At 65.0% G+C, this 23,249-nt stretch carries 17 protein-coding genes; 1 reads left to right on the forward strand and 16 read right to left on the reverse strand.

Translation table 11 applies throughout. The annotated features are described in order from the left end of the window. From AAIL66_RS13580 to AAIL66_RS13655, 16 genes are all read right to left on the reverse strand, one after another. On the reverse strand, positions 1 to 461 hold a 461-nt coding region (locus AAIL66_RS13580), incomplete at its 3' end, for a DUF2478 domain-containing protein (RefSeq protein WP_343497000.1). Between the two features lie 25 nt (positions 462 to 486). Further along, the gene (locus AAIL66_RS13585; RefSeq protein ID WP_343496942.1) at positions 487 to 1,416 is read right to left on the reverse strand and encodes a substrate-binding domain-containing protein; all 930 of its coding nucleotides are present in this window, start codon (positions 1,414 to 1,416) and stop codon (positions 487 to 489) included. Positions 1,417 to 1,421: 5 nt separating this feature from the next. Continuing rightward, positions 1,422 to 3,386, reverse strand: a complete 1,965-nt coding sequence (locus tag AAIL66_RS13590) for a TonB-dependent receptor (RefSeq protein WP_343497001.1) — start codon at positions 3,384 to 3,386, stop codon at positions 1,422 to 1,424. 255 nt (positions 3,387 to 3,641) lie between these two features. Next, a complete protein-coding gene (locus AAIL66_RS13595; RefSeq protein WP_034409001.1) occupies positions 3,642 to 5,084 on the reverse strand; it encodes an NAD-dependent succinate-semialdehyde dehydrogenase in 1,443 nt (480 codons plus the stop codon). 146 nt (positions 5,085 to 5,230) lie between these two features. Next, positions 5,231 to 6,055 (reverse strand): uroporphyrinogen-III C-methyltransferase, encoded by an 825-nt coding sequence (gene cobA, locus AAIL66_RS13600; RefSeq protein ID WP_045838492.1) that lies wholly within the window; start codon positions 6,053 to 6,055, stop codon positions 5,231 to 5,233. A 36-nt stretch (positions 6,056 to 6,091) separates the two neighbouring features. Continuing rightward, positions 6,092 to 8,953, reverse strand: coding sequence for a molybdopterin-dependent oxidoreductase (locus tag AAIL66_RS13605; RefSeq protein WP_343496943.1), 2,862 nt, complete (start codon positions 8,951 to 8,953; stop codon positions 6,092 to 6,094). A gap of 188 nt (positions 8,954 to 9,141) precedes the next feature. Next, positions 9,142 to 9,540: a nitrite reductase small subunit NirD gene (gene nirD, locus AAIL66_RS13610; protein ID WP_034381424.1), complete on the reverse strand. Its 399-nt coding sequence runs from the start codon at positions 9,538 to 9,540 to the stop codon at positions 9,142 to 9,144. Positions 9,541 to 9,703: 163 nt separating this feature from the next. Continuing rightward, on the reverse strand, positions 9,704 to 12,166 hold the full coding sequence (gene nirB / locus AAIL66_RS13615) for a nitrite reductase large subunit NirB (RefSeq protein WP_343496944.1): 2,463 nt from the start codon (positions 12,164 to 12,166) through the stop codon (positions 9,704 to 9,706). Further along, positions 12,135 to 12,521 (reverse strand): hypothetical protein, encoded by a 387-nt coding sequence (locus tag AAIL66_RS13620; RefSeq protein ID WP_139032043.1) that lies wholly within the window; start codon positions 12,519 to 12,521, stop codon positions 12,135 to 12,137. The genes nirB and AAIL66_RS13620 overlap by 32 nt, the downstream gene beginning before the upstream one ends. Before the next feature lie 12 nt (positions 12,522 to 12,533). Continuing rightward, positions 12,534 to 13,346: an ABC transporter ATP-binding protein gene (locus tag AAIL66_RS13625; RefSeq protein WP_343496945.1), complete on the reverse strand. Its 813-nt coding sequence runs from the start codon at positions 13,344 to 13,346 to the stop codon at positions 12,534 to 12,536. 112 nt (positions 13,347 to 13,458) lie between these two features. Further along, a complete protein-coding gene (gene ntrB, locus AAIL66_RS13630) occupies positions 13,459 to 14,451 on the reverse strand; it encodes a nitrate ABC transporter permease (protein WP_343496946.1) in 993 nt (330 codons plus the stop codon). Between the two features lie 26 nt (positions 14,452 to 14,477). After that, entirely contained in the window at positions 14,478 to 15,749 is a 1,272-nt protein-coding gene (locus AAIL66_RS13635) for a CmpA/NrtA family ABC transporter substrate-binding protein (RefSeq protein WP_343496947.1), read from the reverse strand. Between the two features lie 259 nt (positions 15,750 to 16,008). Then, positions 16,009 to 17,283, reverse strand: a complete 1,275-nt coding sequence (locus AAIL66_RS13640; protein ID WP_343497002.1) for a nitrate- and nitrite sensing domain-containing protein — start codon at positions 17,281 to 17,283, stop codon at positions 16,009 to 16,011. A 57-nt stretch (positions 17,284 to 17,340) separates the two neighbouring features. Continuing rightward, positions 17,341 to 17,766: a DUF2809 domain-containing protein gene (locus AAIL66_RS13645; protein WP_343496948.1), complete on the reverse strand. Its 426-nt coding sequence runs from the start codon at positions 17,764 to 17,766 to the stop codon at positions 17,341 to 17,343. 13 nt (positions 17,767 to 17,779) lie between these two features. Beyond that, entirely contained in the window at positions 17,780 to 18,811 is a 1,032-nt protein-coding gene (locus AAIL66_RS13650; RefSeq protein ID WP_343496949.1) for a tripartite tricarboxylate transporter substrate binding protein, read from the reverse strand. A 195-nt stretch (positions 18,812 to 19,006) separates the two neighbouring features. Continuing rightward, a complete protein-coding gene (locus tag AAIL66_RS13655) occupies positions 19,007 to 21,880 on the reverse strand; it encodes an Hsp70 family protein (RefSeq protein WP_343496950.1) in 2,874 nt (957 codons plus the stop codon). A gap of 196 nt (positions 21,881 to 22,076) precedes the next feature. Here AAIL66_RS13655 and AAIL66_RS13660 point away from each other — a divergent pair, with 196 nt between their 5' ends. Next, on the forward strand, positions 22,077 to 23,108 hold the full coding sequence (locus tag AAIL66_RS13660) for a porin (RefSeq protein WP_343496951.1): 1,032 nt from the start codon (positions 22,077 to 22,079) through the stop codon (positions 23,106 to 23,108). Positions 23,109 to 23,249 lie beyond the last annotated feature (141 nt).

Consider the following 23,249-nt stretch of genomic DNA (forward strand, 5'->3'; position numbering starts at 1 on the left):
AGCAGGCGCACGAAGGCGCCGCCGGTAAAGCTCTGCCAGCCGGCCTCGTGGCGGGCCGCCACGGCCGTGATCACGGGAATGCCGGCCTCGACAAAAGCGGCGATCTCCTGGACAAAACCGCCGCCAGCGGCTTCGAGCTGGCCGAAGCAGTTGACGACGGCCAGCTCCACACCATCGGCCAGTGCCTGACGCAGCACCACGCTGGCCCGGGCCAGGGCCTGCGGATTGAGGCTGCAGGCCTGCGAGGCCGCGCCCAGGTCCTCGGTCATCTCGAACTGCTGGCCGCTGCGCAAATCCACGAGGCGCATGCACTTGTTGCCATTGGCATAGCGACTCTGGCGATGCACCAGCCCGCCCACCTGCCGGCCCGACTGTTGCAGCCGCCGCGCCACGCCTTCGAGCAAGTCCTCGATATCGTGCTGCTCATCGGGGTAAATCAATGCCGCCAGCGGCGGCGTCATAGCGGTGCTCATGCTGCTCCTTCGCTCAAGTCTGTCCATCGGCACCGGCGCTCATGCCGGCGGGCACGCTGTCGCGCCCAAACACCCAGGGGCCGCCCGCGCCGCTGGCCGCTTCCAGCGCATGCTGGCCGGCCTCAGACAGCAGGTACTCGGCCAGCAGGCCCGCCGCCCGGCGCTGCTCCTGCGTGGCCGGATGGCGCGGGCCGGGCGTGAGCAGCACATAGGGTCTGCGCATCAGCGGATCGCCATGCAGCAGAAGTTCTATGCCGGGGGCGCCCATCTTGCCGAAGGCCAGGGGAATATGGCCGACCACGGCATAGGCCTGCTCGCGCGCCGCCAGCTCCAGCACCGCCTGTGATCTCGGGCCGGTGTCGGCGCGCAGCCAGCGCGCATCGGGTCGTATGCCGCCGCGCCGCCACAGACGCTGCACCACGGTATAGCTGCCGGGGTCGCGCAGCGCGATGAAGGGCGAGCCGGTCTCGGCAATGCGCCGCAGCGCCTGCGTGCCGTCAGCGACCGAACGCACGCCGGCGGGGTCATCGGCGGGGCCGGCAATCACATGCTCGTTCCAGCCCCAGACGCGCGCGGCGCCAGCCATGCCGCTGGCCTCCAGTGCCATGGCTTCGTCGCTGGCGTGGATCAGCAGCATCTGTGCCTCGCCGCGCGCGAAGGCGGGCACCACGCCCTCCTTGGGCGCGGCCGCCACGGTGGTGACCGGCATGGCCAGGGCCTGGCTGGCCTGCTCGGCCACGCGCGGCCACACGCCGCACAGCACGAGTCCGCCCACGGCCGCCACCTGCACGCCGGTGCCCGAAGCGGGTTGTGCCCCCACCGCCACCGCCACCGCCACCGCCACCGCCACCGCCTGGGCCGGGCCACCGGCCGCCATGCCCAGGGCAGCCAGACTGCGCAGCCAGTCACGCCGTGCCAGAGATGTCCGAAGCAGGTTTTGCATGACCGTCAGAACCGGTAGCCCAGATTCACATACCAGCTGCGCCCCGGCATGGGCAAGCCGTCGGCCAGCTGATACCACTTGTCGCCCAGATTGGCCACGCCGAAGTCCAGCGTGGTGTCCGGACGCGGCAGATAGCGCGCGCGCAGATTGGCCACGCCGTAGCCGGCCATCTGATAGACCTGGGCCTGGCCGCTGGCCGACAGCGGCACCTTGCGGCCCTGTTCTGCCTCCAGCTCGGCGCGCAGCTGCCACTGGGCCTGCGGATTCCATTGCAGGGCCGCCGTCAGACGCTGACGCGGCGTGTCCGTCAGCGTGATGCTGCGGTCGCTGAGATTGGTGCGGCTCAGATAGGTGTAGCCCGCATGCAGAGCCCATTGGGCCGACAGTTGCTGCGCCAGCGACACCTCAAAACCGGCATTGCGCGTGCGTCCCACGTTCTGCGCCTGGTTGCAGGTCTTGCCGCCGCAGGCCGTGGAGTCAACGACCATGGTCTGGATCTGGTCGCGCACCCGGCTGTAGAACAGCGCCGCCTGGCCCTTGCCGCCCTGCCAGGGCTTGCCGCTCAGGCCCAACTCCAGATGGTTGGCCACCTCGGGCTTGAGGTCGGGGTTGGCCAGGGCCGTGCCCATGCGTGCCGAATAGCGGTCCTTGATGGTCGCAAAGCGGGTCTTGTGCGAGGCAATCAGATAGACCTCGTCGCCCTGGGCCGTGAGCGCATAGCTCAGGCGTGCCAGGCCGTTGGTGGCGCTGGTCGAGCCCGTGGGCCACTGGTAGACCTGCTTGGCGTCGCGCTGGTCATGACTCAGGCCCAGCGTCAGGCGCCAGCGCTCGGCCATGGCGATGTGATCCTCGAGCACCAGCGAGGTGGTCACATCGCGGTAGTGCTTCTGCGGGTCCTTGCCCGAGGCCGCGTCGGTGTGCTCGTCCTGCTTGTAGTGGAAGGCCGCATGCAGCTCGTGGCCGGAGAAGGCGTAGTTGACCCACTCCACGCTGGCCCCCTTGCTCACATCCTTGTAGCTGCTGGTCGGATCGTGGGCCGTGTAGCTGGCGTCCTTGTACATGTCGAGACCGTTTTTGTAGGTGTCGTGGTAGAGGCGCGTCTTGAGCACATTGCTGCCGTTCAGACGGGTGGTGCTCAGGAAATACAGGCTGTCCTTGTCCCAGTAGGGCCAGCGCCAGTAGCGCACGGCGTTCTTCTGCGTGGACTGGCCGGTGTAGACGGGATTGCCCTTCTCGCCTTCCTGGCGCACATAGCCGATGGCGTATTCGTCCGTGGCATTGGGCGTGAGTCCCAGCTTGAAGGACAGGCGCTTGTCGGTGCGGCCCGCGTTCTCGCGCTTGCTGCCGGTATCGGTGGGCTGCTTTTTGTAATCCCTGAAGCCCCGGGGCAGAGGAAAGCTGTCGGCATCCAGGTAGGAGGCACCCAGCTGGTAGTACCAACTGCCCTGATTACCGCCCAGGTTGAAGCTCGCCCTTCGCTCGCCGCCGCTGCCCACACCCAGGCGTACATCGCCCTCGAAGGGCTTGACCGGTTTGCGCGTGACCAGATTCACGGCACCGCCCAGCGTATTGGGACCGTACAGCAGCGAGGCACCGGCCTTGGCCACATTGATCTCGGCCAGGTCGAAGGTGGTGAAGCGGCCCAGATCCACATAGCCGTCATAGGGCACGTACAGCGGCACGCCATCCACAAAGATGGGCACCTGGCGCGAGTCGAAGCCGCGCAGGCTGATCATTTCCTCGTTGCGGTTGTTGCGCGACAGGCTCACGCCGGGGAGATTGCGCACGGCATCGGCCACGGTGCTGGCGTTGCTGCGCTCCATCTCGGCACTGCCCACGCGCTGCATATCGCCGGCCCCGAGCTCCTCGGCCTCGCGCCGCGCGCTGACTTCCACCGTCCCCAGCGTGAAAGTCTGGCTGGCGGCTTCGGCTGCGCCCGCAGCTGCCACCTGGGCCCAGGCCGTGCCCATGGGCACGATGGCCAGCGCGCCCCACAACCAGCTGCGGCGAAGAACAAAACTTGGAGGATGGATCTGGGAAACCGTGGAGTGCAATGGCATGGCGCGGGCTGGAATTTGTTGTCGAATGTAAAAAACCGTCGATTCTAGCCACCGCTATTCATTTATGGAATAACGATCGACTAACAGTCTCTATAAGCCCCACGGCATACACCTCCCATGAAAAAGGCCACCCGAGGGTGGCCTTGCATCAAATGCCTTGCAGATTCAAACGCAGCTGATCGCCACGGCCTTGGCCACCAGGTAGGCCTCCAGCGCCTCCGGGCCGCCTTCGGAGCCATAGCCCGAATCCTTGATGCCGCCAAAGGGCAGCTCGGCAGACGGCAGTGCCGGCTGGTTGATCCACAGCATGCCGGCTTCCACATCCTGCGACAGCTGGTGGGTCGTTTTGAGCGAGCGCGTGAAGGCATAGGCCGCCAGGCCATAGGACAGGCGATTGGCCTCCTGAATGGCGTCTTCGATCCTGTCGAAGCCGCGAATCGCCGCCACGGGGCCGAAGGGCTCCTGGTTGAAGATATCGGCCGTCAAAGGCACGTCGGCCAGCACCGTGGGCGCAAAGAAGTTGCCGGCAGAGCCAAAGGATGCGCCGCCCGTCATCAGCTTGGCACCGCTTTGCTCGGCGTTCTGGATCAGCTGGGTCAGCGCCGTCACGCGGCGCGGATTGGCCAGCGGGCCCATCTGCGTGCCCTGCTCCAGGCCGTTGCCGACCTTCAATGCCTCGGCATGGGCCACCATGGCACGCGTGAACTCCTCGCGCACGCTGTTGTGCACCAGAAAGCGCGTGGGCGAGATGCAGACCTGGCCAGCGTTGCGGAACTTGGCCGCACCCGCGGCCTTGACGGCCAGCTGCACATCGGCATCCTCGGCCACGATCACGGGGGCATGGCCGCCGAGCTCCATGGTGGAGCGCTTCATGTGCTGGCCGGCCAGCGCCGCCAGCTGCTTGCCCACGGCCGTGGAGCCCGTGAAGGTCACCTTGCGGATTACGGGGTGGGCAATCAGATATTCGGAAATCTGTGCGGGGTTGCCATAGACCAGGCCCACAACACCGGCAGGAATTCCGGCATCGACGAAGCACTTGAGCAGGGCTGCGGGCGAGGCCGGCGTCTCCTCAGGCGCCTTGACCAGGAAGGAGCAGCCCGAAGCCAGGGCCGCGCCGATCTTGCGCACGATCTGGTTGACGGGGAAGTTCCAGGGCGTGAAGGCAGCCACGGGCCCCACGGGCTCCTTGATCACCAACTGCTGCTGCTCGGGGCGACGCGAAGGCACGATGCGGCCATAGACACGCAGAGCCTCGTCGGCAAACCATTCGATGATGCCGGCGCCGGCAATGATTTCCACCTTGGCCTCGGCCAGCGGCTTGCCCTGCTCCTGCGTCAGCAGCGCGGCGATCTCGTCGGCACGCTCCTTCAGCAGGGCCGCGGCACGGCGCATGATGGCGCCGCGCTCATGGGCAGATACCTTGCGCCAGACCTGAAAGCCCTTGTCTGCCGCCGCCAGGGCGCGGTCCAGATCGGCGATATCCGCATGGGCCACGCGGCCAATCACTTCGCCGCTTGCCGGGTTGCGCACATCAATTTTCTTGCCGCTGGCAGCGTCCTGCCACTGACCGTCGATCAAAAGCTGGGTATCAGGATATGCAGTGCTCATCGCATGACTCATAGGTGTCGGCCGCCGCTATCCCCCTGCAGACTGACGAGGCCGGGTGTGACAAATGTTCAGGGGTTACCGGACAAATTCTAGTCATGCAGGCTCGGCACTCAGACAAAAGGGAGACAGCTGTCAGCAATCGGCCTTTATGCCCCCACGGCGCGGCGCAGCTGCACCTGCTCCAGCAGACCGTCAAGGCCGGCTGCCGACGATGCGGCCAGGCCGACCACCTCGCCCACCACGAACACGCAGGGACTGCCCAGTCCGCTGGCAGCCAGCGCCTGCGTCATCTGCCCCAGATCGGTCAGTATCTGTTGCTGTGCGGGCAGGCTGGCGTTCTGGACCAGGGCCACCGGAGTAGATGCCGGCAGTCCGCCGGCCAGCAGCTGCTGCTGGATGAGGGCGGCAGTGGCAACGCCCATGTAGATCACCAGCGTCAGCCCCAGCATCCGTGCCGTGCCGGCCAGCAACTGCCAGTCATGGCCGGCACTGCCTGGCTTGGCGTGACCGGTGATGAACACCACACCATGGGCATGGTCACGATGGGTCAGAGCAACGCCCAGGCTGGTGGCAGCGGCCAGCCCTGCGGTGATCCCGTTGACCACTTCCACGGCGATTCCGGCCCGGCGCAGATGCTCGACCTCCTCACCGCCACGGCCAAAGATGAAGGGATCGCCGCCCTTGAGGCGCACCACCAGCTCACCCTGGCGGGCCGCCATGATCATGAGCTTTTCGATGAACTCCTGCGAGGTGCTCTCGCGCCCGCCGCGCTTGCCCACATGGACGACGCGGGCGCTAGCGCTGGCAAGCTTCACGATGTCGGCAGACACCAGGTCGTCGGCCAGCAGCAGCGTGGCGGACTGGATCAGTCTCAGCGCCTTGAGCGTGAGCAGCTCCGGATCACCGGGGCCGGCACCGACCAGATAGCAGCGGCCCACGGGCGGCAGGGAAGTGGCATGGCTGTTTGTCATGGCTGGCCTTTCATATGCATTGCCGGACATCAAAATCTAGGAGGCAACCGGCAGGGCTGCCGACTGCGGTGCAGACGTCGCATGTACCAGTTGTTTGATTTTGGGAATACAGGAGCCGCAGCGCGTGCCGCAACCCAGAGAAGACTTGAGCTGCGCGAGCCGCTCGTCGGCGGAGCCCTCGCAGATGGCCAGCGCCGAGCTGATGCTGGCCTCATCCACATTCATGCAGGCACAGATCTGCAGCGACCGGGCCGGCATGGCGGCTGGTGGCCTGGCACCCGAGGACAGCAGCAGGCGCCCATAGCTTTGCACCGATTGTTCGTCGCGCAGTACCGGCCCCAGCCAGCGGCCGGCGCTGGCGTCACCACAGAGCAAAAATGCATCGAGCCTGGGCTCCTCGGTCTGCCGGCCTATCGCCATGGCCCGGCTGCATTGGCGACGCGCGTCGGCATAGCGCATGGCCTGCGGGCCATCGAGCTGCAGCAGACCATGCAGCCGCGCCAGCACCTCGGCGCTGGGCTGCGCATAGGCCGCCGCGCGGAACTGCACGCCGGTGCGGCCCTGATCCGCTTTTTCCAGCGGCACGGCGCGCCCGAACAGCACGCAGCTGGCGAAGTCGAACTCAGCCATCAATTCGGTCAAAGCCTGGCGAACCGACTGCACCTGCTGTTCATCCAGCCATGCCATGCCCAGACAAGTCCAGGGCAGCTCGGCCTTGAGCAGCTTGACGGCCACATGCTTGAGCTCGGGCTGCTTGGAGCGCGGGCAGCTCTCGGGCGTGGTCAGGGCGTTGACGCCCGCAAGCCGCTGCCCCTTGGAGCCCATGCCGCTCAGGTACATGCTGCCCCAGTGCATGGGCAGATAGAGCTGTGCGGGCTGCAGCCCCGGATCTGCCTGCACGGGCAGCACGATGGCGCCATAGCGGTTGGAGACATGGACCAGATCGCCATCCTTCAGTTGCAGGCGCTGCATGTCCTGAGGGCCGACCTGCAGCTGCGGTTCGCTGACATGGGCAAACAGGCGCCCCAGCTGGCCGGTGCGCGTCATGCCATGCCATTGATCACGCAGGCGACCGGTGTTGAGACTGAACGGATGTCGCGCATCGCGCGGCACGGCCGGCGCCTGCCAGGGCTGGGCATCAAAACGTGCGCGCCCGTCATCGGTTGCAAAGACTGCGTCGCCATACAGACGCTGACGGCCCTGGCTGGCGCCTTGGGGCATGGGCCATTGCTGGGGTCCCTTGACCTCCAGCAACGGCCAGCTCAGACCCGTGATATCCAGATCGCGCCCGCGTGTGGACTCGCGATGCTCGTTCCAGATGGCTTCGGCACCCGCGTCGGCATTCGCAGTGTCATAGGGAAACAGGGTTGGCAGCGAGGGCCGCAGATGCTGCTCCAGGCGCCACGCCAGCTCCACGCCTATCTGCCAGTCATGGCGTGCCGCCCCCGGCGCGACCACGGCAGCGCGCACCCGCGAGATGCGCCGCTCGCTGTTCGTGACCGTGCCCAGCTTCTCGCCCCAGGTGGAGGCCGGCAGCAGCCAGTCGGCATAGGCCGTGGTCTCGGTCGCTGCAAAAGCCTCCTGCACCACCACCAGCTCGGCGCGCTCCAGCGCCCTGCGCACCATGGCCTGTTCGGGCATGCTCTGCGCGGGATTGGTGCAGGCAATCCACAAGGCCTTGATCTGCCCGTCGGCGGCAGCCTCGAACATCTCCAGCGCGGACTTGCCGGGCTGCGCGGGAATCGACTCCACACCCCATAGCTGCGCCACTTCGGCCCTGTGCCCTGCGTTGGAAAGATCGCGATGCGCGCTCAGCAGATTGGACAGTCCGCCCACCTCGCGCCCGCCCATGGCATTGGGCTGGCCCGTCAACGACAGAGGCCCCGCGCCAGGCCTGCCGATCTGGCCTGTCGCCAGATGCAGATTGATCAGCGCAGCATTATTGGCCGTGCCGCTGCGGCTCTGGTTCAGGCCCTGGCAGTACAGGCTGAGCGATGGACGACGCGCGTCCGTCGGCTCCTCGGCACCACCCAGTGCCATCCAGCTCGCCGCCCGGTACAGGTCCGCCACGGGCAGGCCGCAGACGGCGGCGACCTTCTCTGGCGTGGCTTCGCGCACCAGCTCCTTGAGCTGTGCAAAGCCGCTGGTGTGCTGCGCGATGAAGGCGCTGTCCGTCCAGCCCTCCCACAGCATGATGTGCAGCAGGCCATGAAACAGCATCACATCGCTGCCCGGCTGCAGCGGCAGATAAAGATCAGCCAGCTCTGCGGTCTCGGTGCGGCGCGGATCGGCCACGATGATCCTGAGCTGCGGATTGCGGGCCCTGGCCTCCTCCACACGCCGGAACAGGATGGGATGCGCCCAGGCCATATTGCTGCCCGTGATGAACAGGCAGCCGGCCAGATCTATGTCCTCATAGCAGGCCGGTGGTGCATCGGAGCCCAGCGTGGCCTTGTAGCCAGCCACGGCGCTGCTCATGCACAGGCGCGAATTGGTGTCGAGATTGTTGGTGCCCAACAAGCCTTTGACCAGCTTGTTGAAGACGTAGTAGTCCTCGGTCAGCAACTGGCCACTGAGATAGAAGCCCAGTGCATCGGGCCCATGGGCGGCGCGAATGCCGGCAATGCGCGCCGCCAGCTCGTCCAGGGCCTGATGCCAGCTCGCGACCTGCGGCGCGGATGTCCGCTGCAGCCTGCGCATGGGCTGCAGCAGACGGGCCTGCTGGGCATAGGCGGGCGCGGCCGTCAGATGCAGGGTGCTGCCCTTGGTGCACAGACGGCCCAAGTTGGCAGGATGCTCGGGGTCGCCGCGCACGCCGGTAATCTGCAGGCCATCGGACTCGATGACCACGCCGCAGCCGACACCGCAATAGGGACATGTGGACTTGGTTTCTTTCATGGCGTCACCAGAGAGAGGCGGCGGCGTTCATGTTCACTCCTACGCGGACCGCCGAAGGCGAGTCCGCAGCCGACGCCGCAATAGGGACAGGTGGATCGGGTCTCACGCATGGCAGACTTTCAGTGAAATTGCGCCGCAGCGCCCGGCTATCAAGCGCATGCTGCTACTCGATTCATAACTATCAGACGCTAGGCCGCAGCACAGCCGGACCTGGCTGCGCAATGCGCAGGACCGGCATGCGGGCGGGTCTGCTCCAGGGCACGGCTGGCCAGTTCGTCGGCGCGCAGCTGCACCTCGCCGTCCTGCACACGCACGCTGAAATAAGGCGTGCAGCCCTCATCGGGCGCCGCCGCCTCGCCGGTGCTGAGCGCAATCGTCCAGTTGTGCAGCGGGCAGGCCACGCTGCGCCCGAACACAATGCCTTGCGACAGCGGTCCGCCCTTGTGCGGGCAGCGGTCCAGCAGCGCGAACACCTCGTCGTCGGCATTGCGGAACACTGCCACATCCAGACCTTTGGCCCGCGCCACGCGGCGGGCCCCCAGCACGGGGATGTCGTCCATCGTGCAGATAGAAATCCATTCGCTCATTTACATCTCCTAAGCTCCCCCTGAGCCGCTTTGCGGCTTCCCCCTCTCTCGCTTCGCGGGAGGGGGACGACGGCCTCACTACGGGGCGGCCCTTGCTCGCCGTCCCTTGGCTATGCCGCGCCAGGTTCGTAAATTGCTGAAAAATTGAAAGAGGTTCTCGGTTTCAGGCAACAACTGACACATCAGCAGGCAGAGCCTGAAACTGGCGCGTATCCACGGACGCCTTGTCGGTTTCGAACCAGGGATCGGGCTCGCCGTCCAGTGCAAACTGCAGCTGCTCCCACAGCGCCCTGCGGCCCTCGGCATCGTCAAGGATGCGGCGCTTGACATAGTCCAGACCCACGCGATTGATGTAGTGCACCGTGCGCTCCAGATACCAGCCTTCCAGCCGGTACAGCTGCATGAAGGCGCCCGTGTACTCCATCACCTCTTCGGCGGTCTTGAGCTTGGTGAAGAAATGCGCCACCTCGGTCTTGATGCCGCCGTTGCCGCCCACATACATCTCCCAGCCAGAGTCCACACCGATGATTCCCACATCCTTGATGCCGGACTCCGCGCAGTTGCGCGGGCAGCCGCTGACGGCGAACTTCACCTTGTGCGGGGCGTACATGCGCCACATGGCGCGCTCCAGGTCCTTGCCCATCTGGGTGCTGTCCTGCGTGCCCATGCGGCACCATTCGCTGCCCACGCAGGTCTTGACCGTGCGCAGCGCCTTGGCATAGGCATGGCCGCAGGGCATGCCTATATCGTTCCAGACGGCCTGCAGATCCTCCTTCTTCACGCCCAGCAGATCGATGCGCTGACCGCCCGTGACCTTCACGGTAGGGATCTGGTATTTGTCCACCACATCGGCAATGCGGCGCAGCTCGGAGGCCGTGGTCTCGCCGCCCCACATGCGCGGAATCACGCTGTAGGTTCCATCTTTCTGGATGTTGGCGTGGCTGCGTTCGTTGATGAAGCGGCTTTGCGGGTCGTCCCTGGCTTCCTTGGGCCAGGTGCTTACAAGATAGTAGTTGACGGCCGGGCGGCAGGAGGCACAGCCATTGGGCGTGCGCCACTCCATGAAGCGGAACACCGCATCGGTGCTCAGCAGCTTGTGCTCAGCGATCGCGTCGCGCACGGCCTGGTGCCCGTGGTCGGTGCAGCCGCACATGGCCTTGGTCTTGGGGGCCGCCGAGTAGTCGCCGCCGGCCGTGAACATGATGATCTGCTCCACCAGTCCCGTGCAGGAGCCGCAACTGGCACTGGCCTTGGTGTGCTTTCGCACATCATCGAGCGTGAACAGGCCCTTGTCCTTGATGGCCTTGCAGATCGCGCCCTTGGTCACGCCATTGCAGCCGCAGACCTCGTCGCCGTCGGCCATGGCCGCAGCTTTGCTCTGCCCCTGGTGGCCGGTGTCGCCGAGATTGGATTCGCCAAACATCAGCTTGTCGCGGATATCGGCCACGCTGCGGCCCTCGCGCAGCAGCTTGAAGTACCAGCTGCCGTCCACCGTGTCGCCGTACAGGCAGGCACCGACCAGCTTGTCGTCCTTGATGACCAGCTTTTTGTAGACCCCCGCATAGGGGTCGCTCATGAGAATTTCCTCGGTATCGCCGCCGCCCTGGAAATCGCCTGCAGAGAACAGATCGATGCCCGTGACCTTGAGCTTGGTCGAGGTCAGCGAACCCAGGTAGCGGCCGATGCCGAACTCCGCCAGATGGTTGGCCAGCACCTTGCCCTGCTCGAACAAGGGCGCCACCAGCCCGTAGGCAATGCCTCGGTGTGCCGCGCATTCGCCCACGGCATAGATGCGAGGATCGGTCACGGTCTGCAGCGTATCGCTGACCACGATGCCGCGGTTCACATGCAGATGCATGGACTCGGCCAGTTCGGTGCTGGGGCGAATGCCCACGGCCATCACCACCAGTTCGGCCGGGATCTCGCTGCCGTCCTTGAAACGCACGGCACGCACGCGGCCGTCTGCATCACCCAGCAGCTCCTTGGTCTGCGCCTGCATGCAGAACTGCATGCCGCGCTCGGCCAGCGATTTCTGCAGCATGCGGCCCGCCTGATCGTCGAGCTGGCGCTCCATCAGCCAGTCGCCGACATGCACCACGGTGACCTGCATGCCGCGCTTCATGAGGCCGTTGGCCGCTTCCAGTCCTAGCAGGCCACCGCCGATCACCACCGCATGCTTGAGCGTCTTGGCCGCCTCGATCATGGCCTCGGTATCGGCGATGTCGCGGTAGGCCAGCACGCCCTCCAGGTCCTTGCCGGGAATGGGCAGGATGAAGGGCTTGGAGCCTGTCGCCATGATCAGGCGGTCGTACTCGGCGCTGGCGGTCTCACCCAGGGCATTGACCGCATGTACCATGCGCCGGGCTCGGTCCACGGCCGTCACGGTATAGCCGGCGTGCAGCAGGATATGGTGGTCCTGGTACCAGGACCAGTCGTTGAGCACGATATCGCCGAGCGTCTGCTCGCCGGCGAGCACTGGCGACAGCAGAATGCGGTTGTAGTTGGGATGCGGCTCGGCGCCGAAGACCGTGATGTCGTACAGATCGGGGGCAATGGCCAGCAGCTCTTCCAGCGCGCGCACGCCCGCCATTCCGTTACCAATCATGACCAGTTTGGATTTTTTCATCTGAGTCCCCGTGGGCTTGCGAAAAAGGCCTTCCGCGCAGAACCGCTGCATTTGGCAGCAGCACCTCCAAAAAGGCGCTTGTGTCCTGAAACGGCCCGGCAACAAAAAAGACGTCTGCATGCTTCATGACTTGCATGAGCATGTAGACGTCTTTGTCTTTTGGGTTCTGGTCCAGCCTTGCACCATCACCCTGTGGCCGACCTTGGCCACGATTGAGAACATGCAATTGCCGTGCCAGCTCTGTCGTCTCGCGGAATGCGGCAGGCAAGAAAGAGATGCACCATCTTTGTGCCTGTTTGCCGCTTTGCTGTGCACCAAACAAACATGGCGCCCCAAGGCGCCATGCAGCAGACATCGAGGCCAGGACTCAGGCCGCCTTCTCCACGTGGCCCTGGCGCGTGTAGAGGAAGTCGATCACCGCCTTGCGGTAGCTTTGATACTGGGCATCCTCGGCCAGCTCCACCCGGCTGCGCGGGCGTGGCAGTGCCACATGCAGCACCTCGCCAATCGTGGCAGCGGGACCGTTGGTCATCATCACGATCTTGTCGGACAGCAGTACGGCCTCGTCCACATCGTGCGTGACCATCACCACGGTGCTCTGGGTCCGAGCCACGATCTCCAGCAACTCTTCCTGCAGCTTGGCACGTGTCAGGGCATCGAGGGCACCGAAGGGCTCGTCCATGAGCAGCACCTGGGGCTCCATGGACAGGGCACGCGCAATGCCCACGCGCTGCTTCATGCCGCCCGAGATTTCGCCGGGGCGCTTTTGCGCCGCATGGCTGAGACCCACCATGGCCAGCGCCGCATCGGTGCGCTGCGCCAGCTGTGCCTTGCTTTCGCGCTTGCCGAAGACACGCTCCACGGCCAGGTGCACATTGCCCCAGCAGCTCAGCCAGGGCAGCAGCGAATGGTTCTGGAAGACCACCGCACGCTCGGGGCCAGGGCCCTTGATTTCCTTGTTGGCGCACAGCAATGCACCGCCCGTAGGAATGGTCAGGCCGGCAATCAGATTGAGCAGCGTCGACTTGCCGCAGCCCGAATGCCCGATGAGGCTGACGAACTCGCCCTTGGCAATGTTCAGATTGATGTCACGCAGCGCGGGAAACAGGCCCTTGGCGGTCTTGAAGGTCTGCTCCACCCCGTGGATCTCGATGTACTTGGTGCTGAGAGATGTATGCATGAGGTACTCCTTGCTTTTTTCCGAGGCCGCCGTGGCGCCGGCTTTGCCGGGCCACCGGTGGTGCCCCCCTTGAGGGGGGGTGACGCGCCCGAAGGCGCGGCTCAGGGGTGGGTTAAGTCTTGACCTCTTCAAACGTAAAGGCCGAAGCCAGCTTGACCAGGACCCACTCCAGCACCAGGCCCACGATGCCGATCACGAAGATGGCGATGATGATGTTCTTGACGTTGAGGTTGTTCCACTCGTCCCAGACCCAGAAACCTATGCCCACGCCGCCCGTCAGCATCTCGGCGGCCACGATCACCAGCCAGGCCGTGCCCACGGCCAGGCGCACGCCCGTCAACATATAGGGCAGTACGGCAGGAAACAGAATGGTGGTGGCGATCTTCCACTCCGACAGATTGAGCACGCGCGCCACATTCATATAGTCCTGGGGCACACGCTGCACGCCTACCGCGGTGTTGATGACCATGGGCCAGATCGAGCAGATGAAGATGGTCCAGATGGCTGCCGGATTGGCTCCCTTGAACACCAGCAGGCCGATCGGCAGCCAGGCCAGCGGCGAGACCGGGCGCAGCAGACTGATCAAGGGATTGAACATGCGCGACAGAAAGCCGAAGCGCCCGATCACAAAGCCCAAAGGAATGCCGACCAGTGCCGCCAGACCGAAGCCCAGGGCCACACGCTGTAGCGAGGACAGCACATTCCAGCCCACGCCCTGGTCGTTGGGCCCGTTGCGGTAGAAGGGATCGCTGAACACCTGCAGGGCCTGCTCCCAGGTCTCGGCCGGGGTCGGAATGCTCTTGCCTGTGCTGCTCGATACCAGCGACCACAGCCCGACCAGCAGCGCCAGCCCCAGCAGCGGCGGCAGGACCTGAGCAAATAGCTGTTCAGCCCATTGGCGCAAGCGGCTGGGTGCCACCGCAACCGGAGCCGTGACCATCGCTTGGGGTTTGATATCTTTTTGCACTTCAGCCTTTACAAGTTCTGCGCCAGCAGCTATCTCTTTTGAGGTTTCGAGCAGCGCATCATTGGCCGCCTGGGCTGCCAGTTGCGGATCGTGCGGGGGATCGAGTTCGAGCGGCGCGTGAAGTACGGCACTGACCATGATGGTTCTCCTGTCGGATGGCGGCCTCAGGCCTTGATCTTGAAGCTGTCGGCGTACTGGGCAGGGTTCTTGCCGTCCCAGACCACGCCGTCGATCAGCTTGCTGGTGCGCAGCACATCCTTGGGCACGCTGACCTTGAGCTGGCTTGCCGCCTGCTGGTAGAGGTCGATGCGGTTGATCTGCCTGGCCACGGCCAGATAGTCGGGATGGGCCTTGAGCAGACCCCAGCGCTTGTGCTGGGTGAGAAACCACATGCCGTCCGACAGATACGGGAAGTTCACGGCCCCGTCGTTGAAGAACTTCATGTGGTTGGGGTCGTCCCAGGTCTTGCCCAGGCCGTTCTGGTAGCGGCCCAGAATGCGCTGGTTGATGGCGTCCACACTGGTGTTGATGTACGACTTCTGGGCCACGGTCTCGGCCATCTTCGTCTTGTTCTGCAGGCTGGCGTCAATCCAGCGGCCGGCCTCAAGAATCGCCATCATCACGGCGCGGCAGGTGTTGGGATTCTTCTGCGCGAACTCGCCCGTGGTGCCCAGCACCTTCTCGGGGTGATCCTTCCAGATGTCCTGCGTGGTGTTGGCCGTAATACCGATGCCGTCCATGATGGCGCGATGGTTCCAGGGTTCCCCCACGCAGAAGCCATCCATATTGCCCACGCGCATATTGGCCACCATCTGGGGCGGCGGCACGGTGATCAGCTTGGCCTCGGATAACGGATTGATGCCCGCAGCCGCCAGCCAGTAATGCATCCACATGGCGTGGGTACCGGTGGGGAAGGTACCGGCAAACGTGTATTCGCGCTTTTCCCTGGCCATGACCTTGGCCAGACTGGCTCCGTCGACCGCGCCCTTGTCGGCAAGGGCCTTGGACAGCGTGATCGCCTGGCCGTTGTTGTTCAGGCTCATGAGCACGGCCATGTCCTTCTTTGGCCCCCCCACACCCAGATGCAGGCCGTAGACCAGGCCGTAGAGCACATGGGCGAAGTCCAGCTCGCCATTGACCAGCTTGTCGCGCACACCGGCCCAGCTCGCCTCCTTGCTGGGGACGATCTTCACGCCGTATTTCTGATCGAAGCCCAGCACCGAGGCCATGACCACGCTGGCGCAATCGGTCAGCGGGATGAAGCCTATCTTGACTTCTTTCTTCTCCGGTGCGTCGGAGCCTGCGGCCCAGGCGCCATGGTGTCCCAGCGTGCCATAGAGGGCGGCAGCACCGGCCACGCGCAGAAACTCACGCCGGCCACCGGCAGATACGGGCTCCGGTACGGGAACAGTAGTCGAAGAAAGGCGCTGGCTCATGAGAAAACTCCATCAAGAATCGTGGTGAAGGCGATCCGGAAAACAAAAAGGCGCCCTTCCCTCCTCGGGTGTGAGGAGAAAAGGACGCCGTTGTCCCAGGTCACTCGTAATAACGCTTTAAGCGCGACCGCCTTTGGTCTGCTTGACATCAACAGTCATGCACAAACCATGCCAGACCTTGATCAGAGACGGAGCAGGCTTTGCGCCTCCGGTTTTGGCTCATATTTGGTGCAGCGCAACAAACACCGCGCGGCCAAGGCTATGAATTGGTGCTACCCGGCAGCAAGTCCACCGTGGCCAGAATGGCCTCGGCCACATCCAGCATGCGCCGGTTCTGGTTCATGGCCGTCTGGCGGATCAGCTTGTAGGCATCGCCCTCACTGAGCTGGCGGTAGTTCATGAGCACGCCCTTGGCCCGCTCTATAGTCTTGCGCTCCTTGAGCGTGGCGCGCGCCTTGTCGATCTCGGTCTGCATGTCCTGCAAGCGCATGGACTGCTCCTGCACCAGCAAGACAATGCTTTTCTCGAGCTGCAACCCGTACGCACCCTCCGCAGGCAAGGAGGCGGCTGACTGCGTGGCCCCCAGAAAGGCCGCAGCCGCTTCGGCACGAGTCCCAGGCTGCGGCTGCATCTCCAGCAGCGCCAGTTGCTGGCAGAGCGCTGTACGGGCCTGCTCAAGCTTGCACAGGCATTGCTCCTGCAGCTCATGGGCCAGAAATGCCTCAATCTGGTGCATGGCATCGAGCCGGCTGGAACAGGCCTCGAACCACGGCGAGCTCAGGCTACGGTCCAGCAGCACGCCGTCCCCCGCCGTGCAGCCCATTCGACGCAGCCTCTCGATCACCGTCATATCGGGGCAGGCCCCGCATTGCTGCTGCCAGCGCTCCATCCCCGAGGGACTGGCGAAGTCTGCAAACACCTGAAAGCAGCGCTCCTGAGACTCGATCAGATGCAGCCAATGGCGCTGACGCTCCGACTTGCCGCCCCCTACGGTAAACGCCGCAACCCCCGTGGCGCGCTCCTGACCCGCCAGCTCCTTGCCCTGCATGAAATGAAACAGCGCCACCAGCAATTTCGCGATATCGGGATCGCAAGCGCTGTCCGCCGCCTCGAACACCACGGTCAGGCAGGCCGCAATCATGCGGATCAACGCCTGCGTGCAATCCTCGGCACTCAGCTGCAGCGCATCGCGCCGGCGGCGCAGCAGCGGCAGGGCTTCAAAGCCTTGCAGCGCATTGGCGATCGCGTTGAACAGGCGAGCGCCATGCGCACCCGGCGCCCGCGCACCCAGCTCTTCAAGCGCCAGGCAGACTCGCTCCATGACCCGGTCCACATGCCGGCCATGATCGAGCAGGCTCTGCTGCGCCTGTGCTCCACCGCTGACCAGAAAGATATTCGAGAGACCGCGCTCTTTCTGCAGCGCATGAACGAGCTCGGACACGCTCGCCACCAGGCTGCTGGCGCGGCTGATCTGCTCCAGCTCGGCAATCTCGCTTTGCCTTGCAGCCACCAGATAGTGCAGAGGCGTTTTCATGGGGTAGTGCTTGTCGTCATGTTGATGCCATGAACGACGAGCACGATTCATGCCATCTCAGGCAAGGCGACGCTGCCGCCTCTGCCAGAGCCAGTCCATCATGGCGCCCACACCGATGCCCACGACATAGGCCAGCAAATCCAGGGGATCGAAGCCATTGCCCAGAACCAGATAGGCCAGCTTGTTGGCGCGCAGGGCCTGCATCCAGGGGGCCCGATAGAGCTGCAGGAACTCGATGGCAAAGGCGATGACCAGGGAACAGGCCATGAGCTTGCCGCGCGTGATGGCCGGCCGCAGCCAGGCCACGCACAGCAGCACCACCCAGGCCCAGAGCGCATCGCCCGGATAATTGCCCAGCACGGCGGGAAAGGGCACATAGCCCCGGCGTGAGGCCAGCCCGATGGCAATGACCGCCGCAATGAGCAGGGTCAAGCCCGCCCGTGAGCGACGCAAGGGCCCGGCAGCGGCCGGATGTATCAACAAGCTGTCGTCCCCTTCAGTCGATATGCGCGCCGGAGTCCTTGACCACCTGCTTCCAGTACGCCAGCTCGGCCGGCAGCATGGCCTTGAAGCTTTGCGGCGTGGACTCCACGCGCTCTGCGCCCAGAGTCTTGAGGCGTTCGGCCATCTCGGGCCTGGCCAGCACGGTCTTGACGGCCTGATAAAGCTTGTCCACCACCGGCTGCGGCGTACCGGCCGGTGCAAACAAGCCGTACCAGCTGGTCACGGCCAGGCCCTTGCCCAGCACGGGGATCTCGGGCGCCAGTGATGTGGGCCTGTCGGACGCCACACCCAGCACGCGCAGCTTGCCGCTGCTGACAAAAGGCATCACGCCGGGAAAGCTGCCAAAGGTCACCGGCAACTGGCCGGCCACCACATCGGTGGCGGCGGCCGATGCCCCCTTGTAAGGCACATGCAGCAGGCTCAGGTTCTTCTGCTTTTTCAGCATCTCGCCCAGCAGATGGTTGAGCGTGCCGTTGCCGGCAGAAGCGTATTCAACCTTGCCCGGATGCGCCTTGGCATAGGCCACCAGTTCGTCCAGATTCCTGGCGGGGAAGTTCGGATTCACCACCAGCAGATAAGGCGCGACGGCCAGCTGCATCACGGGAGTGAAGTCCTTGATGGGATCGAACGGCACCCTGGAATACAGCGCCGGATTGATGGTGTAGGCGCTTTGCGCCGTCACGAGAAAGGTGTAGCCGTCGGCCGCGCTGCGCGCCACCTGCCCGGTGCCCAGGTTGCCGTTGGCGCCGGCGCGGTTTTCCACGATGACGGGCTGGCCCAGCGAATTCTCCAGCCCCTGCGCCACGGCACGCGCAATCACATCGTTGGCACCGCCCGGTGCCTGGGGCACGACAAAGGTAATCGGCTTGGCAGGCCAGTTGCCGCCCTGCGCCAGTGCTTGCGTCAGAGGAGCCGCCATCACCACGGCAGCCACCGCTGCCAACAGCAGCGAGCGGCGTTGGTTTGCAGAGATAAAAACAGCGTTTCGCGCCATCTCGGTGCGCGCAGCTTCTTCAAACTTCATGGCAATAACTTCCTGTGGTGGTGGACATGGATGCTGCCAGCCCTCCACGCCGGCCTGTCGCACCATGCAACAGGTCATTCTTGCATCGCTCGCCGGGCGGCCTGAACAGCACTCACTGTTCGGCCATCGTCTTTGGCAGGGGCTGCCTCCTGCAAATGCAGTGACCAAAAGCCTGGCCGCAGCCGCACAGCCTCTTCACAGCAGCACCAGCCCCGGCGGCAGACTGTCGCCCAGACTGCGCCTGTGATCCTCTGCCTCCATCTGCACCACCTGCTCGACCATGGCCATCCAGCGCTCTGGCGCACCGCTGCTGCGCATCTTCTCCAGCACCTGCGCCCTGACGGCATCGGGCAGATCGCGCGCACGGTCGCCCGTCATGCGGGCCATCTGCACGGCGGCAAACATCGCGGTTTCGTTCTTGCGCCAGTCCTGGGCCAACGTGGCGTTCAGGAACTCCAGCGCCGCGTCGGGCGGCATCACCAGATGGGCGTTGGCGGCCAGCGATTGGCGTGCCGCCAGGCGACCTATGGCCCACCAGGTCTGCACGGTTTCATCCTCGCGCCTGAGGCGCTGCAGCATCCACTGCCCCATTTCCTGGCGGTACTGCCAGGGCACGGCCTCCATGGCCGCGAACAGGCGCAGCATGTCGTCATAGCTGCCATGACTGGATTTGCCGCGCGCGTTCTGCTGCACGGCCTTGTGCATATGGCCGGCCACGTCTTCGAGCAGCTCCATCTGCCGGGCCTCGTTCAGACCCGCAGCCACGCGACGCCAGAACACCCACCACTCCGTCCAGTTGGCGGCCTCTTTGGCATGACCCAGACCCTGGCCATACAAGGCCCAGACCTGGTCTATGCGCCAGCCATCGAGCTGCGCCCCTACGCCGGGGCGCAGACACCAGCCTGCGAGATTGAGCCAGACGCGCTCATGGTCGGCCGTGCGGCGGCGGCGCCTGGAGCGGGCCAGCAGCGCATCGAACAGGGCTCGCAGCAGGCCCAGCTCCCAGTCCTCGCGCGGGCCGAGGATTCTTTCGAGCGACTGGCGCAGCTGGCGCACTTCCCGGGCCGTCACTTCCTGCGCCTGCGTGCCGAAGATGCGCTCCACCAGGGCCACGGCTTCGGGCAGCCTGGCTGCCAAAGAATTAGACTGTTTTGGGCCTTCAGCGCTTTGTTCACCGGCGCTGTCAGCTATGGGTTCCGAAGCCGAAGCACCGCGTACAGCAAAGGGCAGCAGCCAGGACTGGCCCGCATCCTGCACTGCCACGCAGCGCACTTCCAGCGTGCCGACCTCGCTCATGCAGGCTTGCAGCTGCACCTCGACCTGGGCTGCGGCCCGGCCTTCGGGCGCGGGCAGCACCGTGGCCAGGGGCGGTAGCTCCACCCAGCCCTCGCCGATCAAAGGTGCAATCTGGCCGGCCTGAGCTGGCACATGGCTCAGGCTGTTGGCCAATACATTGAAGCGCACGGCCTGGCCCAGCTTGAGCGCAAAGCGCCGGCCAGAGAGCACCATGCGCACGCCCTCCTCCGTGCCACGCGGCAGCAGGCACAGGCCTTGGGGCGCCTCGCCCTTCTTGCCCGGCAGCAGCAGCCAGTAGCTGCGTGCCGAACCGCCACCAATGCGCGGCACCATGGTCTTGATCGCTGCCGACGCCTGCCCGGCCTGTGCTTCGGGCAGGTTGGGCGTAGCAATCTGTGCCACCGCCAGCTCGGCCTGATGGCGTGCCAGCCCGTAGGCTGCCGCACCGCGCGCCACGGCCCAGTCCGGGTGCGGGTTGTGCAGCACGCGCACCGGGCTGCCGCGCCAGCGGCCAAGCAATTGCGTCAGACGCTGAACCATTGCATGGGCATGGAACACGCCGCCGTTGAGCAGCACGGTATCGGGCAGGCCCCCACTCGCATGCTGGGCGAGAAAATGTGCCAGATGACGACTGATGGCCGCATCGGCCGGATAGGGCAGGCCAAAGCCGCGCAGCGCGCCTTGCCGCCTGGCGGGCATATCGCTGATCTGCGCGACCGGCAAAAAGCCCTCGACCACCGACTGCAGCACCTGCTCACGAGTCAGCGTGACGCTTTGAGTCGCCGCCATCAGCTTGCTGCCGCCCCCGAGCAAGGTGATGCCGATCTGCTCGGGCGCGTTCTGCACCAGCAACTGCTCCTTGGCCATGCGGCAGCGCTGCACTAGCTGGGCAAAGCGCTGTGCGGACAGCCTCTGCCCCTGGTCTGGCGCCTTGTGCGCAAAAGCCGGCTCAAGCTGATGGGCCAGCGCCAGGTCCATGTTGTCGCCGCCCAGCATCAGGTGCTCGCCGACGGCCGTGCGCGTCAGCGTGGGCAGGCTGCCATCGGCCGATGCATCCAAGCGAATCAGCGTCAGATCGGTAGTTCCCCCGCCCACATCCACCACCAGCACCAGGCGGCTGTCCGCCAGTTGCGCAGCCAGCTCATCGCCCTGCAGCACCAGCCAGTCGTGAAACGCGGCCTTGGGCTCCTCCAGCAGCTGCACGCGCGGCAGACCCGCCATCTGCGCGGCCTCCAGCGTCAGTGCACGTGCACCTTCGTCGAACGAGGCTGGTACCGTCAGCACCACGCTTTGCTGGTGCAGTGGCGCTTCGGGACGGGCCTGGTCCCATGCCGCTTTCACATGGGCCAGGTAGGAGCTTGAGGCCGCCAGCGGCGATACCTTGGCCACGTCCTCGCCAGCCCCCCAGGGCAGGATGGCGGCCGTGCGATCCACGCCGGTATGCGAGAGCCAGCTTTTGGCACTGGCCACCAGCCGCCCCGGCACGGCAGCGCCCAGATCTCGCGCCCAGCGGCCGATGACGGCAGGCACCGCTTCATCCGCGCCCTGCGGCGGCCAGGGCTGGCGCCAGGCCTCGCCCAGCTCGCCCTGGGCGGCCTGGTAACGCACCGAAGGCAGCAGCGGCTGGGCCACGACCTCGCCTGCCGTGCTGCGCTGGGCAATATCGAGCAGCGCGATATCGCTTGTCGCAGCGTCCAGCGCAACGCTTGCCACGACCGTGTGACTGGTGCCCAGGTCGATGCCGACGGCGTAGGTGGGGCGAGATGAATGCATGGGCTGAGGCGGAAACACGTAAAACTCTGTCGCCGATCGTAACAAGAGCCGGATGCCCGAACCGCCTGCCGGGATGAGCTGCTGCGGCGACGACAGCTGTCCAAAGCAGTGCACGGTGGCTGGCACGGGATTTGCCTTGTAACAAGCGCGCAGATTCGCGCAAGTTTCATAGCAAAGATCGAAGGCTAGTCGCTACATGCCAGTCAAAACAACAACTGTGTCTCGTGTCCTCCTCGCCGCTCTGGCCACCGCCGGAGCTTCCGTCGCGCTCGCACAAAGCAGCGTGCAGATCTATGGCCGCCTCAATACCTCGCTCGAGCATCAGAAGGTCGGAGGCAGCAGCCTGACCGGGCTCTTCAACAACAACTCGCGCTTCGGCTTTGTAGGCAGCGAAGACCTGGGCGGCGGCCTCAAGGCCGGCTTCCAGCTCGAATCCGGCTTCGAATCCGATACCGGCGCCGGTACCGGCAGCACCGGCGCCCTGGCCTTTCAGCGCCAGAGCGAAGTCAACCTCTCGGGCAGTCTGGGCAAGCTGCGTCTGGGCCGTTTTGGTGCCGCCACCTATTTCGGCATTGCCGACTATGGTGCACTGGATGAGCCAAACCACGATACCGGCTCCATCGCCGATGCGCTCTACGACTACGTGATGCGCAACACCAACAAGATCGCCTATCGCAGCCCTGTGATGGCCGGGCTGACATTGGAGGCTCAGGCATCGCTACACGAAAAGACGACAGGTGCCGTGCAGAAGAACGGCTACGACCTCTATGCCAACTGGGAACGCGGCCCCTTGGCCCTGGGCGCGGGCTTTACCCAGCTGGGCGACGACAGGCAGTTTGCCCTGCGCGGCCACTACATCTGGAATGCGCTGCAGATCGGTGCCTACTACCAGCGCTCGGACAACGGCTCGGGCTCGCTGTGCAGCAATGGCGGTGCCGGCTGCGGCACGCGTGACGCTGCGCGCGTGACTGCGGCCTACCGGGTTGGCGCTTCGGAGCTTGCCCTGGGCTACGGCTGGGCGAGCCGATGGAGCCATGTGCCCGGCAGCAGCGCGCGCCAGTGGATTCTTGGCTACAACCACCACCTGAGCAAACGCACCAAGCTCTACGCTGCCTACACACGCATCGACAACGGATCCGGCGTGGCCTATGGCTACAACTTCAAGGGTGGCGTGGGATATGGGCAGGATGCCAGCAGCCTGAGCGTGGGTCTGCGCCACGCGTTCTAGACCTCTGCTTGAGTGGGGCGCGTGGCATGTTGCTGGTGGGCATGGTGCGCGCCCTGCTTCTCAAAAGAAGGGCTTCATGATCTTGCGCCTGGCGTGATTGGGCCTGAGCCTTTTTGTGGCATGCCTTTGTCACGGACAGAG

Source organism: Comamonas sp. F1-6 (assembly GCF_039581415.1).
GTDB classification, from domain to species: Bacteria; Pseudomonadota; Gammaproteobacteria; order Burkholderiales; family Burkholderiaceae_C; genus Comamonas; species Comamonas thiooxydans.

Excerpts from the sequence above, each read along its gene's own strand:
- cobA (WP_045838492.1), bottom strand. The coding sequence starts at position 6,055 with ATGACAAACAGCCATGCCACTTCCCTGCCGCCCGTGGGCCGCTGCTAT.
- AAIL66_RS13590 (WP_343497001.1), bottom strand. The coding sequence starts at position 3,386 with ATGGGCACGGCCTGGGCCCAGGTGGCAGCTGCGGGCGCAGCCGAAGCC.
- AAIL66_RS13620 (WP_139032043.1), bottom strand. The coding sequence starts at position 12,521 with ATGTCTGCTGCATGGCGCCTTGGGGCGCCATGTTTGTTTGGTGCACAG.
- AAIL66_RS13605 (WP_343496943.1), bottom strand. The coding sequence starts at position 8,953 with ATGAAAGAAACCAAGTCCACATGTCCCTATTGCGGTGTCGGCTGCGGC.
- AAIL66_RS13655 (WP_343496950.1), bottom strand. The coding sequence starts at position 21,880 with ATGCATTCATCTCGCCCCACCTACGCCGTCGGCATCGACCTGGGCACC.
- AAIL66_RS13625 (WP_343496945.1), bottom strand. The coding sequence starts at position 13,346 with ATGCATACATCTCTCAGCACCAAGTACATCGAGATCCACGGGGTGGAG.
- nirD (WP_034381424.1), bottom strand. The coding sequence starts at position 9,540 with ATGAGCGAATGGATTTCTATCTGCACGATGGACGACATCCCCGTGCTG.
- AAIL66_RS13640 (WP_343497002.1), bottom strand. The coding sequence starts at position 17,283 with ATGAAAACGCCTCTGCACTATCTGGTGGCTGCAAGGCAAAGCGAGATT.
- ntrB (WP_343496946.1), bottom strand. The coding sequence starts at position 14,451 with ATGGTCAGTGCCGTACTTCACGCGCCGCTCGAACTCGATCCCCCGCAC.
- AAIL66_RS13585 (WP_343496942.1), bottom strand. The coding sequence starts at position 1,416 with ATGCAAAACCTGCTTCGGACATCTCTGGCACGGCGTGACTGGCTGCGC.
- AAIL66_RS13650 (WP_343496949.1), bottom strand. The coding sequence starts at position 18,811 with ATGAAGTTTGAAGAAGCTGCGCGCACCGAGATGGCGCGAAACGCTGTT.
- nirB (WP_343496944.1), bottom strand. The coding sequence starts at position 12,166 with ATGAAAAAATCCAAACTGGTCATGATTGGTAACGGAATGGCGGGCGTG.
- AAIL66_RS13660 (WP_343496951.1), top strand. The coding sequence starts at position 22,077 with ATGCCAGTCAAAACAACAACTGTGTCTCGTGTCCTCCTCGCCGCTCTG.
- AAIL66_RS13635 (WP_343496947.1), bottom strand. The coding sequence starts at position 15,749 with ATGAGCCAGCGCCTTTCTTCGACTACTGTTCCCGTACCGGAGCCCGTA.
- AAIL66_RS13595 (WP_034409001.1), bottom strand. The coding sequence starts at position 5,084 with ATGAGCACTGCATATCCTGATACCCAGCTTTTGATCGACGGTCAGTGG.